Annotated in this window: 16 protein-coding genes, 1 tRNA gene and 2 pseudogenes; 8 read left to right on the plus strand and 11 right to left on the minus strand. The window is 56.0% G+C overall.

The features are described from left to right. Positions 1-222 precede the first annotated feature (222 nt). On the plus strand, positions 223-795 hold the full coding sequence (locus AUQ37_RS08910) for a hypothetical protein (protein ID WP_058748301.1): 573 nt from the start codon (positions 223-225) through the stop codon (positions 793-795). Between the two features lie 24 nt (positions 796-819). Then, a complete protein-coding gene (locus AUQ37_RS08915; protein ID WP_058748302.1) occupies positions 820-1,425 on the plus strand; it encodes a transposase in 606 nt (201 codons plus the stop codon). A gap of 11 nt (positions 1,426-1,436) precedes the next feature. Here the strand turns inward: AUQ37_RS08915 and AUQ37_RS10280 are convergent, their stop codons facing one another. Further along, positions 1,437-1,838 carry a hypothetical protein gene (locus AUQ37_RS10280; protein WP_162262220.1) on the minus strand — a complete coding sequence of 134 codons (402 nt, stop codon included), beginning with the start codon at positions 1,836-1,838 and terminating at the stop codon, positions 1,437-1,439. A gap of 43 nt (positions 1,839-1,881) precedes the next feature. Next, on the minus strand, positions 1,882-2,616 hold the full coding sequence (locus AUQ37_RS08925) for an NAD+ synthase (protein WP_201013895.1): 735 nt from the start codon (positions 2,614-2,616) through the stop codon (positions 1,882-1,884). Positions 2,617-2,726: 110 nt separating this feature from the next. On the opposite strand from AUQ37_RS08925, the gene AUQ37_RS08930 reads away from it, so the two are divergent. Both AUQ37_RS08930 and AUQ37_RS08935 read left to right on the plus strand, forming a co-directional pair. Beyond that, positions 2,727-3,494, plus strand: coding sequence for a carbon-nitrogen hydrolase family protein (locus AUQ37_RS08930; protein WP_058748304.1), 768 nt, complete (start codon positions 2,727-2,729; stop codon positions 3,492-3,494). 57 nt (positions 3,495-3,551) lie between these two features. Further along, positions 3,552-3,638, plus strand: a tRNA-Ser gene (locus AUQ37_RS08935). A gap of 181 nt (positions 3,639-3,819) precedes the next feature. Here the strand turns inward: AUQ37_RS08935 and AUQ37_RS08940 are convergent. Further along, positions 3,820-5,076, minus strand: a complete 1,257-nt coding sequence (locus AUQ37_RS08940; RefSeq protein ID WP_058748305.1) for an ATP-binding protein — start codon at positions 5,074-5,076, stop codon at positions 3,820-3,822. Positions 5,077-5,390: 314 nt separating this feature from the next. Between AUQ37_RS08940 and AUQ37_RS09725 the strand changes: the two genes are divergently transcribed. Next, on the plus strand, positions 5,391-5,663 hold the full coding sequence (locus AUQ37_RS09725) for a hypothetical protein (protein WP_082662513.1): 273 nt from the start codon (positions 5,391-5,393) through the stop codon (positions 5,661-5,663). On the opposite strand, the gene AUQ37_RS08950 is transcribed toward AUQ37_RS09725, so the two are convergent. After that, positions 5,632-6,507 carry a glycosyltransferase family 2 protein gene (locus tag AUQ37_RS08950; RefSeq protein WP_082662514.1) on the minus strand — a complete coding sequence of 292 codons (876 nt, stop codon included), beginning with the start codon at positions 6,505-6,507 and terminating at the stop codon, positions 5,632-5,634. The two genes, AUQ37_RS09725 and AUQ37_RS08950, sit on opposite strands and share 32 nt — an antisense overlap. A gap of 610 nt (positions 6,508-7,117) precedes the next feature. Between AUQ37_RS08950 and AUQ37_RS08955 the strand changes: the two genes are divergently transcribed. Both AUQ37_RS08955 and AUQ37_RS13245 read left to right on the plus strand, forming a co-directional pair. Beyond that, complete coding sequence (locus tag AUQ37_RS08955; protein ID WP_058748308.1) at positions 7,118-7,462, plus strand: hypothetical protein; 345 nt, start codon at positions 7,118-7,120, stop codon at positions 7,460-7,462. 444 nt (positions 7,463-7,906) lie between these two features. Next, positions 7,907-9,019, plus strand: a complete 1,113-nt coding sequence (locus tag AUQ37_RS13245) for an ATP-binding protein (protein WP_157844400.1) — start codon at positions 7,907-7,909, stop codon at positions 9,017-9,019. A 67-nt stretch (positions 9,020-9,086) separates the two neighbouring features. Here the strand turns inward: AUQ37_RS13245 and AUQ37_RS08960 are convergent. The 6 genes and pseudogenes from AUQ37_RS08960 to AUQ37_RS08985 all read right to left on the minus strand — a co-directional run. Further along, positions 9,087-9,686, minus strand: a pseudogene (locus tag AUQ37_RS08960) (tetratricopeptide repeat protein); the annotation flags it as partial. Further along, positions 9,683-10,462, minus strand: a complete 780-nt coding sequence (locus tag AUQ37_RS08965) for an ABC transporter ATP-binding protein (RefSeq protein WP_058748310.1) — start codon at positions 10,460-10,462, stop codon at positions 9,683-9,685. The gene AUQ37_RS08965 and the pseudogene AUQ37_RS08960, both read right to left, overlap by 4 nt. Before the next feature lie 4 nt (positions 10,463-10,466). Continuing rightward, a pseudogene (locus AUQ37_RS13795) lies at positions 10,467-11,560 on the minus strand (FecCD family ABC transporter permease). After that, positions 11,479-12,294, minus strand: a complete 816-nt coding sequence (locus AUQ37_RS08975; protein ID WP_058748311.1) for a class I SAM-dependent methyltransferase — start codon at positions 12,292-12,294, stop codon at positions 11,479-11,481. The pseudogene AUQ37_RS13795 and the gene AUQ37_RS08975 overlap by 82 nt, the downstream one beginning before the upstream one ends. A 45-nt stretch (positions 12,295-12,339) precedes the next feature. Continuing rightward, positions 12,340-13,026, minus strand: a complete 687-nt coding sequence (locus tag AUQ37_RS08980) for an ABC transporter substrate-binding protein (RefSeq protein WP_157844401.1) — start codon at positions 13,024-13,026, stop codon at positions 12,340-12,342. Beyond that, positions 12,954-13,706, minus strand: coding sequence for a dockerin type I domain-containing protein (locus AUQ37_RS08985; protein WP_157844402.1), 753 nt, complete (start codon positions 13,704-13,706; stop codon positions 12,954-12,956). Before AUQ37_RS08985 ends, AUQ37_RS08980 begins: the two co-directional genes overlap by 73 nt. 229 nt (positions 13,707-13,935) lie before the next feature. Here AUQ37_RS08985 and AUQ37_RS08990 point away from each other — a divergent pair, with 229 nt between their 5' ends. Further along, positions 13,936-15,027: a metalloregulator ArsR/SmtB family transcription factor gene (locus AUQ37_RS08990; RefSeq protein WP_058748314.1), complete on the plus strand. Its 1,092-nt coding sequence runs from the start codon at positions 13,936-13,938 to the stop codon at positions 15,025-15,027. Between the two features lie 237 nt (positions 15,028-15,264). On the opposite strand, the gene AUQ37_RS08995 is transcribed toward AUQ37_RS08990, so the two are convergent. Then, positions 15,265-16,029, minus strand: a complete 765-nt coding sequence (locus tag AUQ37_RS08995; protein WP_082662517.1) for an ABC transporter ATP-binding protein — start codon at positions 16,027-16,029, stop codon at positions 15,265-15,267. Between the last annotated feature and the right edge of the window lie 4 nt (positions 16,030-16,033).

Genomic DNA, 16,033 nt, shown 5'->3' on the forward strand with positions numbered 1-16,033 from the left:
TTCCGTTTTCTTTGAATGAGAGTCGGTTTTTGTCTGTTCTAGGCCTGAATGTATGTTTTTATTCATTGTTTTAATATTTAGTTTTTACGCATATATTTATATATAAAACGCATAAGGAAAATCGCTTAAAACAGCATAGCCAGACAGCAGGTTGTTGAAAAGAAGTAGGGAGGGGTGCCTCAAGTTTCGACGCTTGACACTCCTCCCAGGGGTGTCGTTTTCATGACAGGTTGCAGAAGGGAGAGGAAGGATAAAAAGAGCGGGGGCAAAAACCCCGAACGCAGCAAGAACGCCGACGCGCTCGGAGTGAAATACGATACCAGAAAAGGACATTGGACCGCCTTGGACAAGGCGGTCCTGAAGGAAGGCCGCATTTTGGACACCTGGCTTAAGCCGGAGCGGGTGGCGGCGGAACTGGAGATACTGAATCCGCCCGGAAAGATCGGACGTCCTTACGAATATCCGCCGTCGCTGATACTGTATCTCTCATATCTCAAGGAGGACGGCGAAAGAAGCTACCGCCGTACCATCAGCAGGACCAGCGTCCTGCTGGAGTCCCGGGGCCTCCCCGAACCGAACTATGCGACCCTGCACAAATCCCAGCTGAAGTTCGAAAAGGGCGGATTCGGACTGAAGGTCATCTCCGAAGCGACGGTGATACTGGCCGGCAGAGGGATCAGGGAAGAATTCGACCCTCTCAGGATCATATGTTCGGGCATCTTTCCGGAGTACAAAGCCCCCCGGATGATACCGACCTCGCAGGCCGAAGCCGATATCCAGGCGGAAAGGGACTAGGAAGCGGAGAAGATAAGGGAATCCATGGAGGTCAAGGTTCTGAAATCGGCCGTCGGCGGAGAGAACATCTTCGCCGCCGTCGACGGTTCCGGGGAAGGAATATCCGGTCCCGGGATATATCTGGAACATATCTGGCTGACGAACAACCGGAGGTTCATCAAACAGCACGCGATGGTCGACCTCCGCACCAAAAAGGTGGTGGCCTTCGCCACTACCATGGAGAAACCCGGCGATGCCCGGATGATGGCCCCCCTGGTATCGGGGGCGCTTCGGACCGGCGTGCGTCTGAAATGGGTGTCGGCGGACAGCGCGTACGATACCGTGGCGAACTGGGAGTTCATGGATGAGGCGGAAATAGCATTCTGCCCCAATCTGAAGGAAAAATTCGAAGATTGCGACACGCTCCCCAGACGCGAGGCGCTTAAGGATTTGGACAGGCACTTCGGGAAGAAGCTGGCACATAGGATCACCGGTTACAACTCGCGCAGGCATGTGGAAGCGTTCTTCTCGGCGTTCAAGAAACTGTACAGCGACCGCATAGCAAACAGGCTTTTCGACAGGATGTGTCTTACGATGCAGTACCGGTATTCGCTGTACGACATCCATCGGGAGATTATGCTGAAGGCTTGAGACATGGGGGGTCAAGACTTATTCAACACAGTCGTGAATGGATTTGAAAACCGTGAAAATCGAACCGCAGGCAACGAGATCCGCTGGATCCCCGATCGGCGCTTCTTCACAGTCTTCCTGGACTCCGTTCTGTCTGCCGCGCGCTTCATCTCCGGCTCGGTCATTCCGCAGAAAGGACACGATTTCACCAGCGCGGAACCGGCGGCGATGACGACGGCGGACAGCATGAGCAGCGAGAATACCCCGGCGGCGGCCGTCATGACCGCGCTGCCTGAGACGAACCAGATCAGGAAGACCAGGACAGCCCACCCCGTCCCGGCGGTGGCGACCATCCTCGGGAACGCCTCCCTGCGGGTGACGACCTCCTTCCCGCAGCGGGGGCAGTAAACGGTCGGCTCAGGCCCCCGGCTCATTCCGGAGGCACCCCGGGCAGGGAGCGCTTGTGCTCCATGGACCTTATCTGGGATATGAGCTCCTGCGCCTTGCCGGCCGGTATCCCGGCGGCCGAGGCCATGTCCTCGGCGACCCGCCCTGCTCGAAGACGTTCAGGGCGAGGTCCAGCGACTTGTAGGATATGCCCATCTCGTCCTCGTCGGTCTGCCCTTCCCACAGCCCTGCGGTGGGAACCTTGCGGACGATCTCGTCCGGAACGCCGATGACCTTCGCCATCTCCCACACCTGGGTCTTGTACAGGCGGTACATGGGGATGATGTCCTCGGCGCCGTCGCCGTACTTCGTCATGTAGCCCATCAGGAGCTCGCTCCTGTTGGTGGTCCCGACGACCAGGGAGTTCTCCTTCTTCGCCTTGTCGTAAAGGACGATCATCCGGCAGCGGGCCATGATGTTCCCCTTCTCGAGGGGGGCCTCCTTCCCGGTCAGGAGCATGCCGGAGAAGACGTCGACCGCCGGCTGGATGCTGATCGCGTTGTAGCGGATGCCCCACTCCCTGCACATTGAGCGGGTCTGCCGGTAGTCCTCCCCCGGAGTGGAGGCGGTGGGCATGAACACGCACAGGACCCTGTCCCCTCCCAGGGCATCGGCGCAGAGCTTGGCCACGACAGCGGAATCGACCCCTCCGGAAATGCCGAGGACCGCTCCTTCGGCCCCGGCCTTCTCCACGGCCTCTCTTATGAACGCCTCTATCCTCTCAGCGTCCTCCAGCGTCGCCTTCTTCAGCCCCTTGTACTCCATGGCGCGCTGATAGCGGTGGAACTTAATTTAATTAATCGTCGCCGCAGAAGATGTCGCGGAACCGCCGTTTTCTGCGGTTCCTTTATAAACGATGACCCAGATTCTTCTCCATGGGAATAAGGATCGCAATATGCCAGATGGCCGGAGGCGGTTCCCCGGAGGAGAACCTCAGGCTGGTCGAGGGCACGATCATGCAGAACCAGGCGGACCTCTATGTCTTCCCGGAACTGTACCTCACAGGCTACGGATACGATTCCTTCAACAGCGAGGACGCCGAGACCGCGGTCAACCGGCTGCAGGTCATCTGCAACAACCGCGACTGCGCCGCAGTGCTCGGAACGCCCATGCAGTGGTACAACGGCATCACCGACTCGCTGCTGTTCATCACCCCCAACGAGACCTACCGCTACGACAAGCTGTACCCGGCCAACTTCGGCCCGTACGACGAGAGCAGGTTCGAGAAAGGCAGCGCGCCGCTGATGGTGACCTTCAAGGGGATGAAGATCGGATTCGAGATCTGCTACGATGTTTTCTTCCCGGAGATCCACCGGTTCTACGCCGTCCACGGCGCGGAGATGGTGGTGGTCATCTCGGCATCCAGCGAGAAGTCCAGGAAAGCTGTGGAGACCATCCTGCCCGCCAGGTCCCTGGAGAACACCGTCTACACGGTGTTCTGCAACCACTGCGGGCAGTTCGCCGAGGGCAATCCGTTCTTCGGCGGCTCGGCGCTCTACAGCCCCCTGGGCGAGGAGATCGCCAAGGCCGGGGCGGACCAGCAGGTCCTCATCACCTACGCCGACAGCAGCGTCGTGGAGCACGCGCGCGAGGAGAGGCCCCAGCTCAGGGACCTCAGGGACGATATCCACTGGATACCCTGAAAGACCGTCCGAGACGCACAAACCTTTTTAATCAAGCACCAGATACGAGCGGACGAGGCCGAGATAGCCCAGCCCGGTAAGACGCAAGCCTGGAAAGCTTGTGGGTGTATACCCTCGGGAGTTCAAATCTCCCTCTCGGCGCCATTCATTTTAATTTCAGTCCGCCGCCCGCTCGGTGCGGCGGTCCGTCCCGGATTTGAAGAGTTGCCCTGTGGCCCGCGGCTCTGGCACATTGAGCGCTTCCGGATAGGAGGGCATGCCGGCAGGATGTTCTGCATACCCTGACGGCATTCGATGAATTCCGAGAAAATGTTACATGTATAGATTATCCGTAACAGACTCGGACGCTTTCGGGATCCGTCAGGAATTCTATGAGTCCTATCCTTTCGATCCCGTCCTCATCGTAACGTCCCTTCCCGCCGTCCATGGTTATGATAATCTTCCTGAACGAATCCCGGATGGAAAGGTACGGGCGTTTCTCCCGCAGTTCGGCTTCTCCGTCGATACTGTAGGCGGATTGGATGTACACCCTCTCGTTCCCGCGGTTGGCAACGAAGTCTACTTCGCAGCCGATCCTCCTGCGCCCGCTGCTCCCGGACTCAGTCCTGTACAGCGAACCGACGTCTACGTCATATCCTCTGCAGCGGAGCTCGTTGTAGATGATGTTCTCCATTATGTGGGAACGGTCATTCTGCCTGAAATGCTCTCTGGCATTCTTCAGGCCGACATCCGCGATGTAGTATTTTTTCTCCGAGTCGATATGCTTCCTCCCTTTGATATCGTATCTTCTGGCCTCCTCGAACAGGTATGCATCGCACAGGTAATCCACGTACCTCTTCACCGTTTTATCGGCAATCTTCACGCGGTTGCGCGTATGCATGGTGTCAGTGATTTTCGCGATGCTGCCGGCCGAACCGATTGATGATATCAGGACGTCCGTGAGATCGCCGAGTTCCCTCACGTTCCTGATTTTGTGCCTTTCGACGATGTCTGTCAGATAGACCTTGTCCAGGAGGTTCGCCAGATAGCCGGTCTTCTGCTTGGCTGAACTATACTGGAACAGTTCCGGCATCCCGCCGTAATCCATGTATTCCTCAATGCAGTCCCTCGGATCCAGGCCCTTTGCGGCGGAGAACTCGCTGAAAGACAGGGGGCGCACCCTTATCTCCATGCTCCTCCCCCTGAATTCCGTCACGATGTCCTTGGACAGGAATCTGGAATTGCTTCCGGTTACGTAGGTGTCTATGTTGCTGCGGTGGAGGAGGCTGTTGAGCACCTCGTAGAATCCGTCAACCAACTGAACTTCGTCTATCAGGACGTAGTACATCCCGTCATCCTCGATCCTCGACAGTATATCCCGGTAAAGGGCGTTCTTCTCCCTCAGATGAGCGTTCTCAAGCAGGTCCAGTTCGTATGCGAGTATGTGGGAACGGTCCACTCCTGAATCGCGGAGGTGTTTGGCGAACAGTTCGAACAGCAGGAATGATTTTCCACATCTCCTGATTCCGCTGATCACTTTTATCGTGCGGGTATGCTCGGATTCGATCAGACGGCTGAGATAGCTGTCCCTCTTGATTATCATCTCTATTCCGAATAATTGTTACATGTATAATTTTTCCGTAACATGATGGAGAGCACGTTCGGGACCGGCATGAGGGGGAACAACTGTCCGATACCGCGTAAATGATGCCCTGGGACATCCTTAACGCACTGCATCTATCTATGAACTGGCGCGGCAACGAAATGAGATAGAACGTATGTGGCCCGGCCTCCGAATTATGGAGCAATGGCCCGATTCCGTGCATCCGTCAGATTGAACCCTGACTCAGAGCGGCGAAATTATGCCCCAACGCAATGAGTTAAAGTTTAATTATATGAATCCTGGATGACGGCATTATGAGCGACCTCTTCGGACGTGCCGTGATAGTCGCCTTCACGATAGTGCTCGTAGTCTGCGCGGCGGTGTCATTCTTCGTCAGCAGGAATATCCTCGAGGATTTCGGCCTCATCGTCCTGTTGCTCACTGTACTCAGTATAATCGCAGGCATCGCGGCAATCTCATACCTGCTGATCATGCGTAATAAGATGTACGATCCCCTGGATCCCATTCTGGAATCCAATACAGAAAAGAAGCGAATCAGACCTTCTTTATGGTCTCGAACGTCGTGAAATCCGGCCTCTTCACAAGCGCGTATATCGTAGTCAGACCATCATAGAACGCCACCGGGACCTGCAGGATGAACATCAGCACAGATGTGGGCAGGGAATGCATGTACGATGCCCCGAACTGATAGTAAGCATAGAAACTCGCTACGTTCATGACGGATACGGCCACCATCAGGCCGCTGAATTCCGTGAACATGAGGATTAACGGGAACGCCAGCAGCATGATGAGGCCCAGCACCCCGTTTATGTACATGTAGATGTAGAACAGGTAAGTGCCGGGACTCAATTTCCTGATTTTGCCGTCGTTGTTCAGGATTGACCAGAACCATCTTCTGCGCTGCTTGAAATAATCTTTCGTGGTGGTAGGCGGCGCTATGTAGATGTTGCCGATTGGTACAAGCGAGAAATGATACTTCTTTGAAAGATTCAGTCCCATCAGCAGATCCTCCGCTCCGTAGGTCCCGTAATCCCATCCAATCTCGTACTCGATATCGGCGCGTATCACTATGCCCTCTCCATGGACGAACACCGGCTTGCCCCTTAAGTTGCAGAACTTGCACCAGGTCTCGCAGTTGGAAATCCTGACAAGGTCTGAAAGCGATGAGAACAAGTGCCTTCCGAAAGCCCTCAGGCGTATGCAGCCCTGAGCGCCTTCGGCCTTGAGGTAGTACTTCACGTACATGAGATAGGGTTTGTCGACGATGCTGTCGTCATCCAGATGGCAGATATACGTCTTCTTCCCGTAACCCATCGCATGAAGAGCCTCGATACCGTACTGCATTGCACGCATTTTATTACGCGACCCCCCCCCGGAACATAATCGGCAGGCACCGCTATTTCCCTGCATGAGTATCTGAAGGTGTCGCGAGCCTCCTTGATAACAAAGATCTCCGAGGCTAGATTGTAGCTGCGCACCTTGCGTATAATCTTCTCGACAACGTCTGTAGCCATTCCGTTGGTGGTTATCGCGACTATGACATCATTAGCCTCGAGGAGGGGCTTCTCTTTCGTGAACGACTATCTGCTGTCGAACAGGACGGAGAAAAACATCAGATATGTCTGAAACAGAGCATATGGAGCATAGAAGAGAAGCATTAGAAGGATAATTAACTCTGCCATTGCCTGAACTATGAGACCCAGGCTTAGATAAATAACTTATTTTGTCGAAGAGCGAAAACATCCAATATGAAAGAGCTGCCCGCAGTCATGAAGAATTTATTGCATGTACGGCACGTCAACAGCATTGAGTTTCGAAGACTACACCTGTACCCTGCGCACAGAAAGAGATGCCGGGCTGATGATTGATCTGTCCGACCGTGTAGACGCCCAGACCGAACTGCCGATGAACGAAGCATCCGCATAGGGTCTTTCATTCTCCTATCCGGCCACATATATGTTCCAGATTCACGCCACACCCATCACAACCGATATGAACCGACACGGCGGTCTTCCTTTTCATGAAGGTCAACTACAGGCCCAATCCCGGGCAGTCCCGCCGCAGCCCCCCGCGGCAGTGGGAGGTATGGCTGGCCGACGCCGCCTTCCCCGGATCGGATAAGAAGAGGCGCCCGGTGGCGGTCGGGAAGAGGAACGGGATGTCGTGGACGATCTACGAGATCGTTCCAGCATCGGCATCCGGGGGCCTCGACGCGAGGCTCTCCGACCCCGCCCGCGCGGGGCAGGACCGCCCCTCGGCGGTGAAGGTGAAGAAACCTTCCGAAGCAGGTCCGGACGCTTTCGTGCAGAAACTCGGCGAGCTGTCGCACGAGGACATCTCGAAGTGCCTCGCGGCAATGAGATGAGACGCAACGGGCCCCGGACCGGTCTCCCGATGATAAGGAACAAGGATCCGGATTCCTTGTATTCGTCCGATTCGTAATACGTATAATTCGAATAAATTCGAATAAACACGAAGCAACAAACAGCAAGCAAGCAGATTTTCGACCTGACCTGAATCGATATTGCAGTATCTGGCACATTATTCGGGCATAGTATTCGTCATTTTCTACATACGTATAATTCGAATTATACGAATAATTAATAACCAATTGGATATCAGAATATCATGCAAGAAAACCAATCTACGGAACTGAAGAGAGAATATAGCAATACTCTTCTGAAAACGGTTGTTGCATTCAGCAATGTTCCGGAGGAAAGATCATCATCGGAGTGAACGATGACGGAACGGTTGCAGGTCTTGCGGATCCTGACGGTACATGCAAAAATGTGCACAAGCCATATCCGATATGGTTCGTCCAGACATCACAACGACAAGCAAGATCGATATAGAGAACATAGACGGCAAGAATGTAGTGATCGTCTCAGTAAATGAAGGTACCAATAAACCATATTACCTGCGTGAGAAAGGATTGCGTCCCGAGGGAGTCTTCATCAGGATGGGAACTGTCACAGAACCAGTCACTGATGGAATGTTTTACCACCTTGTCCACTATGAGTTTTCATCAAAGTACGAGGAATTCATCTCCATCCGCCAAGACCTCACCTTCAGATACCTGGAAAAGGCGGCCGGTAAAAAGAAGATGAAACTGGATACGAGCCATATGGAATCCCTCCGCATGGTCAGAGAAGGAAAATACACCAATCTGGCATTCATCCTTTCCGACCAATTCGACCAGCCCATTAAGATGGCCTCATACCCGGATCACCATAAGTCAAGGTTCATAGACCGCGAAATAGCAGACGGTTCCGCTCTTGAACAGGCAGAAAAAGCTATAAAATACATCATGGAACACAACAGAACGGTTTCAACCATTGCGGGCATTTACCGCCAAGATATGCTGCAATTTCCCGAAACCGCAGTGAGGGAGGCCGTGCTGAATGCTGTCGTCCATAGGGATTACAGCCGCGAAGGAACGATATTGATAAGCATCTACCCGGATTGCCTGACGATCGTGTCTCCGGGAGAACTTTACACATACTACACAGAAAGCGATCTGTTCAGCGGTGTATCATCGCTGAGGAACAGGAATCTGGCTTACATAATGTACAGGCTCGAACTGATCGAATCCTTCGGTACGGGACTTCCCAGGATCATGGACGAGTATGTGCCGTTCGATGCCGTTCCCTCCGTAAAATCGGGATCCTCGATATTCACCATCACGCTGCCGGCGATCGGAGCGCATCAGGAAGCGGCCGACAGTTTCCTGAGAACGCACAGCACGTTCACGCGTCAGGAGTTGCAGGATGCCCTAGGCATGAACAGGAATGAAGCAGTGATGAAGATAAGGGAACTATCGGAACAGGGCAGGATAACGAAATACGGTGCGGGGAGGAGCACCAGGTACAGACCGACAGGGATAGAGGGGACGGCCAAGGTTCCGGAACAGGGAAAGGACTGACTGACCCCCGGCATCGGTCCTTGATCTCCCTGAGAACTTCTTCGGCGGACTCCTCTCCGTGATTGGCCGCCCTCTTCAGGTACTTCTCGGCCATTTTCTGATCTGCCTCGACCCCTTCGCCGGAGATGTACAGCATCCCCAGCTCCTTCTCGGCTTTGGGGTACATCTGGTCCGCGGCCTTGCGCAGGTACGATGCCGCCTTCGCGGCATCGACCGGCACGCCGAGCCCCTCGGCGTAGATGTGGTACAGGGAGTACTGGCTCTTGTAATAGCCCTGGGCGGCGGACTTCTCATACCATTTCCTGGCGGTCTCGAAGTCCTGTCTGACGCCTTCCCCCGAGGCATACGCCGTGCCGAGGTTGTGCTGGGCCTTCATCTCCCCCGCCTCGGCCGCCTTGGTCCACCACTCGATGGCGTACTGCTTCACCTGCGGAACGCCCTGACCCAGATAGTACAGCAGGCCCATGTCCGACATGGCCTCGGCGCTGCCGAGGTCGGCGGCCTGGCGGAAGAGCTCGGCTGCCTTGCCGTAGTCGTTCTTCTTGTAGAGCTCGCATGCCTCTTTGAAGACCTTGTCCGCAGGCGATTTGGGTTTGCGGCCGAACATGGAGAGAGGATTGGAGCGGGCGTATTTGAAGGGTTCAGGAGCTCGGCCGCGGGAGCTCATTCGTCGTCGATCGAATCGTTCAGCACCACGTGAGGCCTCCCGCGCACCTGGATGATGTCCGCGTCGACCCCGTAGACGGTCCTTATGTTCTCTTTCGTCAGAACCTCTTCGGGAGTGCCTACTGCGAAGATCTTCCCGTCGTGGAGCATGATTATCCGATCGGCGAACTTCGCCGTGATATTGATGTCGTGGCTGATCATGATGACCAGCATCCCCTTCTCCTTCGGAAGCCTGCTCAGGACCTTCGTGACCTCAATCTGATGTTTGATGTCAAGGTTGGAAGTGGGCTCGTCCAGGAGGACGATCTCCGGGGACCTGACCAGGCCCCTCGCGAGCACCACCTTCTGATGCTGCCCGGCGGAGAGCTCATTGAAATCGCGCATAGCCAGATGCTCGATCTTCAGCAGCTTGAGGATGTCATGGACCTTCTTCAGGTCGTCCCTGTTCCCGCCGAACTTGTAATCATTCTGGAGCCCCACCATGACCGTGTCGACGACGGTGAGCGGGAAGGAGTCCTCGCTCGATGCGGGAACATAGCCCATATGCGACGACAGGTCGCGGAGCTTGGTCTTCGAGACGTCCATATCATCGACGAACACGGCCCCGCCGGTCGGTTTGAGGATCTTGTTGATGCAGTGTATCAGGGTCGACTTCCCGACACCGTTGGGCCCCATGATGCAGACGAACTCCGGCTTATCGAGGACATACGATACTCCCTTCAGGACGGGGTCCTTCGGGTCGTAGCCGAATTCCAGTTCTCTCAGGTCCACCTTCACGGTATCACCACATCGATTTCCTCTGCTTGATGAGCAGGTACAGGAACAGCGGGCATCCGATGAACGCAGTGATCACCCCAACCGGCAGGAAAGTAGGGGCGATGATGGTCCTGGAGATCAGATCGGCGACCATCAGCAGGACGGCGCCGAAGGCGGCCGATGCTGGGATCAGGTAGCGGTTGTCCGATCCGAGGAAGATCCTCACGATATGCGGGGCCACCAGGCCGATAAACCCGATGATCCCCGTGAAGCAGACCACAGAGGCGGCCATCAGGGAGATCACCAGAAGCAGCACGATCCTAAGCTTATGGGCATCCAGGCCGAGAGCGGTGGCGTTCTTGTCGCCGGTGATGAGTATGTTCAGCTTCTTGGACATCGCCATCAGCAGGACAGTTCCCACGGCGGTGAAGATGAGTATCACGTCGAAGGCAGTCCACGTCGCCCCGCTCAGGTCCCCGATGGACCATTGGTAGACGGCGGAGAGCGACTGCTCGGAGATGCTCAGCTTGATGAGCGTCGTGCAGGCGTTGAACAGGTACATGACGGCTATGCCCGCCAGGATCATCGTGGCCGCGGAGGTGTTCCTGAGCGACGACACTAATATGATCACGGCCGCGGGGATGAGCGCGAAGACGAAGGCCGTGACCACGAGTCCCATCGACCCGCCGATACCGGCGAACGTGAACCCCATGCTATTGCCAATGTGGCACCGAAAGAAGCCCCTGAGGATATCCCGGTAGTGTAAGGGTCGGCCAGAGGGTTCTTCATCATGCTCTGCATGGCGGCGCCTGCGACCCCGAGCGACATGCCGGCCACTAAGCCTGTCATGATGCGCGGAAGCCTTATCGTGAACACCGCCCAGTCCGTCATCTCGTCGCATTTATCCGGATCGAAGATGTGGTACCAGATATCGCGGTAGACCTCGCCCATCGAGATGCCCGATGACCCGACCGTCACAGCGTACCCGGTGACCAGCACCATCAGGGCGATGCAGACCGCGATGAAAGCGATCTTTTTCAGGACGTAAGTGCGGTAATCCGACTCCATCTCCTCGGAGCCGTCCGTTTCGGGCGGTTCGGACATCGCTGCTGACTGCATATGCTGCCGTCGCCTCCTTTGGTAAATGAGACACTGAATGAAGCTATCATGGGCTCTCCTGCGCTGTTGGGCCTCCTCACGATGTCGGCGCATATGTCCGAAACGTTCATCTGGCACAGTGTGCCGAAATCCCATTGGGGGCGGTCGAGGCGGCTGAGAGGCAGGCCCTCGGCAAGTCTCTCGATGATGCCGAAATCCACATTGCCGCGGTTGAAGCGCTCATGGTTCCCGACACACCCCGGTTCCGGTCGGAATGCATACCTGCCGTCGAACAGGCGGCGGTAGTAATTCCCGTCGGAAACGTAACCGCGGCCTCCCGGCCGCAGCACGCGGACCATCTCGGAGTACGCCTGACCGGGCTTTTCAAGGCACCACAGCACGCTCCGCGAGACCACGGCATCGAACGTTCCGTCCGGGAAATCCATCTTCTGGGCGTCCATGACCCTCAGGTCGATGTCCAGGCCGAACCTCCCGGCGTTCTCCCTTGCTTCGGCGATCATCCTGCCGGAGGCATCTATCCCCGTGACATCGGCGCCTTCGCGCGCAAGCACGATGGACAGGAGCCCGGGGCCGCACCCTACATCGAGGACACGCGAGCCCGGATAGATGCCTGTCTTGGCGATGACCCTGCGTGCAATCTCCCCTCCGTGCGTCCCGAGCTCGTCGATGACCGCGTCGGAGAAACCGGCGCTTCTCATGTCCCAGTATCCGCGGACCTCTTCCGAGAGCTGCATGGTATCTTCGTTTCATGGGAGGGGCAGAAGCCCCTCCCGGCAGCCTCAGGCGTAAGTGTTCAGGGTCGCCAGGTCGAAGTACTCGATACCGGCGAAATCCGAAGCGCTGTAGTCGGAGTGGTAGGACGAGATATAGTCGGCGAACATCGCGTCGACGTCGAAGCTGAACCTATCCGGGTACAGATGGTTGGCCAGATACGCGCACGCGATATAACTGGCAGGCCCCATGTAGACTCCCTGGGTCAGGAACAGGACCTTGCCGTCCCTGTATGCCTGAGTATGATCGATGGCCTGGACATACTTGTTGTCTGTGTTGGTGAGCTGGTCGACCTCTTTGCCCTTGGTCTCCTCAAGCGTCGTGTAGGTCTCGAGGAACCCGAAGTAAGTATCGAGGACGATCCAATCGGGTTTCATATTGCGGGCGACCTCCTCGAGATCGATGCTGCCGTTCGTATAACCGGCGTCAATGGGCGTCCTCCCGCCCGCCAGGGTGACGAGCTCATGGATACCGTTGTGCATGGTGGAGATGCTGGTCCCGTTGTATGAGGCGAACACCAGCGGCCTGTCCTTCAGCTCTACTCCGGAAAGCTCGTTCTCGATGGTCTTGTAGACCGCGTCCGCCTTCTCGGCGTATTCGTAGGCTCCCTCCTCGTGAGCGGTCAGGTAGCGAGGGTGATCACAGCAGGCACGGACTGGTTGTCCTCCCAGAACGGAAGGCGGACCACGTCGCACCCCAGAGGGGCCACGGTGCTCTCCATGTTGGAGTCGAACCATGCTCTGGTGCCGGAAAGGATGTAGCTCGGAGGGCTGTCCTTCATGACCTCATAATCAGGAGTGAAACGGCTGCCGAAGCATTTCGTGTTCTCGTTGTCGAAATCGGAATACCACTTGTGGTACGAGCCGTCGTTCCCGACCTGGTCGCAGATGTACCTGACGGTATCCACCGCGCCGATGATCTTGAGCGACTCGTAGTTGCTCTTGTATCCGACGGCCGCAGTGGTGAGGGGGTAGGTGCAGGAGCTGATGACCCCATCCACATCGTAGAAGTAGATCTTCATGCCCTCTTTGCGGTCGACCATGTCCTGGACCATCTGAAGATCGGTCTCATCGATCGTCCCGTCGGCATTGGCATCCGCGAACGACCTCTTGGCCACGCTGCCCTTGTATTCCTTGTAGCAGCTGAAGTACACCGGCTCCTTCTCGCCGGCGAGGATCGCTTTGATCTCGTCGACATCGTCGCTGTTGATATAATCGTCGTTGTTCGCGTTCCCGAAAACGGTCAGGCGCCCGACCATGTTGTTGCTGCTGGCAACATCATCGTCATCGCTGTTGTTGATCGCCAGCACAGCGGCGGCGCCGCCGACGACGAGGATGGCCACGATGGCGGCCGCCCATATCATTTTAGAATTCATTTCCATCACTTGGACTATACATCCAATGTGTAACGCTTCCGAATGTCATGATATAAAGTTAACCTAGACTGCCGTTTACATCTGAATAAAAATTCATTTATCTGGATTGGATTATAGTTCCAACTGCTGCCCGGAAGGTGTCCGAATGACAATGTTGAAAGAAGAGCCAGCATCCTAAGTATCTGCAGGTCCGGAGTCCCTGGAGGACAGGATAAGGGAATATTGGAACATGAGAGCTGCGGGTTACAGCCGCGCCACGCGCGTATCGATCAGGAAAGAGCGCGACCGCATCCTCCGCATCATCGGCAGCTCCGTCAACCTCGACCGGCGCCTCAGGGTCGCCGACATCGGCACCGGAGCCGGACTGACCGCGATCCAGCTGGCGCTCAGGGGGCATGAGGTGACCGCTGTCGACAATTCCCCCGAGATGCTGGACCGCGCCCGCGAGAACGCCTCGATGGCCGGGGCCGATATCGAATTCATCCTCGGAGACGCACAGGGCCCTCCTCTGAAGAAGGGCTCCTTCGACCTGGTTGTGTCGCGCAACACTGTCTGGAACCTGACCGACCCGGCCGGCGCGTATTCGGCATGGAAAAAACTCCTGCTCCCGGGAGGAAGCATAGTGGTGATAGACGGCAACTATTACCTCGACCTTTATGATGAAGACTACCGCCGGCGCTCGCGGTACATGGAGATGACCAAGCACGGGATGAACGACGGCCTGCATGCGGAGACCAACGTGGACCATGTGGACTTCAACATCATCCGGAACATAGCCAGAGAGCTTCCCATGAGCCGCGCCAGGAGGCCGGCGTGGGATGTTTCCGCCTTCATGGGGATAGGCATGACGGACATCCGCGTGAGGTCGCTGGACAGCCAGCCTTATTCCGTCCTGACGCGCAACGGGCTGACCGAGCTGCCGTCGAACTTCGTCATCAGCGCCAAGTCACCTTCCGGGGACGTCAGCCCGCTGGAAGACGCCACCAGTTATCCCATAATCGACACCGGCGACGTCCTGGGCATCCATGGCTACGCGGATGCCTTCGAGAAGAACATCATGCTCGTGCTGAAGGCCATGTCGGACGAGAAGCGCATGCGCATGATCTCGGCTCTGATGGCGGGGAGGCTGAACGTCAGCCAATTGGCCGAAGTATCAGGGTGCTCCCAATCGCTGACTTCCCATAATCTCCGGTTCCTGAAGGACGCCGGCGTGGTGGAAGCAGAGAAAAGCGGCAAGGAGACCCTCTACCGCCTGTCGGACAGACAGTGCATCAGGCACATTGTGGAGATGTGCGAGGTCATCCGCGACAAGAAGAAATGAACCTGCGCCGAACAGATCTTCGGCCCCGCCTCATCTGAAGTCCGCCGTCGTCGGCTGCCCGCAGCTGAACTTGCGTCGATGATCCCATCCAGGAGATACCTGCAGCCCCCTGTACTATGACTTTCAGATGACTCAGCATGTCAATCGATAAGGCAATACAGGGGCGCATGATCTACCGAAACGATGAATTCAAGCCCGAATTTGGATAATGTTTCTTGGATGGCAGAACGTTAACGATTAAGGCATTATCACATGCGGCCTGTCGTAATTGCTCTTATCAACGATTACATCCACTCCGTAGACCTTCTTGATGTTCTCCGGAGTTATGACATCGATGATGTCCCCTGCGGCGATGACCTTCCCGTGATAGAGAAGCGCGCCTTTGTCGCAGTACTTTATGGCCAGGTCCAGGTCGTGGATGATCGCGCACACGATGTTGCCGTCGTTTTTTGCCAATGACCTGACGGTATCCATGACATCGATCTGATAGCGTATGTCGAGATTCGATGTCGGTTCATCCAAAAGCAGGACCTTTGCCCCCTGGGCGATCGCGCGCGCCATGAGCACCCTCTGGATCTGTCCGCTGCTCAATCTGTCGAAACGTCTTGCCGACAGCGCCGATACACCCATCTTCTCCATGGCCACCCAGACTATCTCGTTATCATGAGAATTGAGCATCCAGGACCCGTAAGGCCGCCTCCCCATCATGACGACTTCATAAACCGTTGGAAATGCTGTTTCGCTGATGTTGTTCTGCGGAACATACCCCATTATCTTGGATATATCCCTCCTCTCCATGCTCAGCAGGTCCTTGCCGTCATACAGGATGCTGCCTTGCATCGGCTTGAGGACCTGATTCATGCATTTCAGAAGAGTCGTTTTGCCCGAACCGTTCGGCCCCAAAATCCCCATGACTTCAGAATCATCGATGCTCAGAGATACATCTTCCAGGATGGGCGCGCTGGTGTATGAGAACTTGAGGCCTTTGATTTCGAATCTCATCAGA

Origin of the sequence: Candidatus Methanomethylophilus sp. 1R26, from assembly GCF_001481295.1 — an archaeon.
Taxonomy (GTDB): Archaea; Thermoplasmatota; Thermoplasmata; order Methanomassiliicoccales; family Methanomethylophilaceae; genus Methanomethylophilus.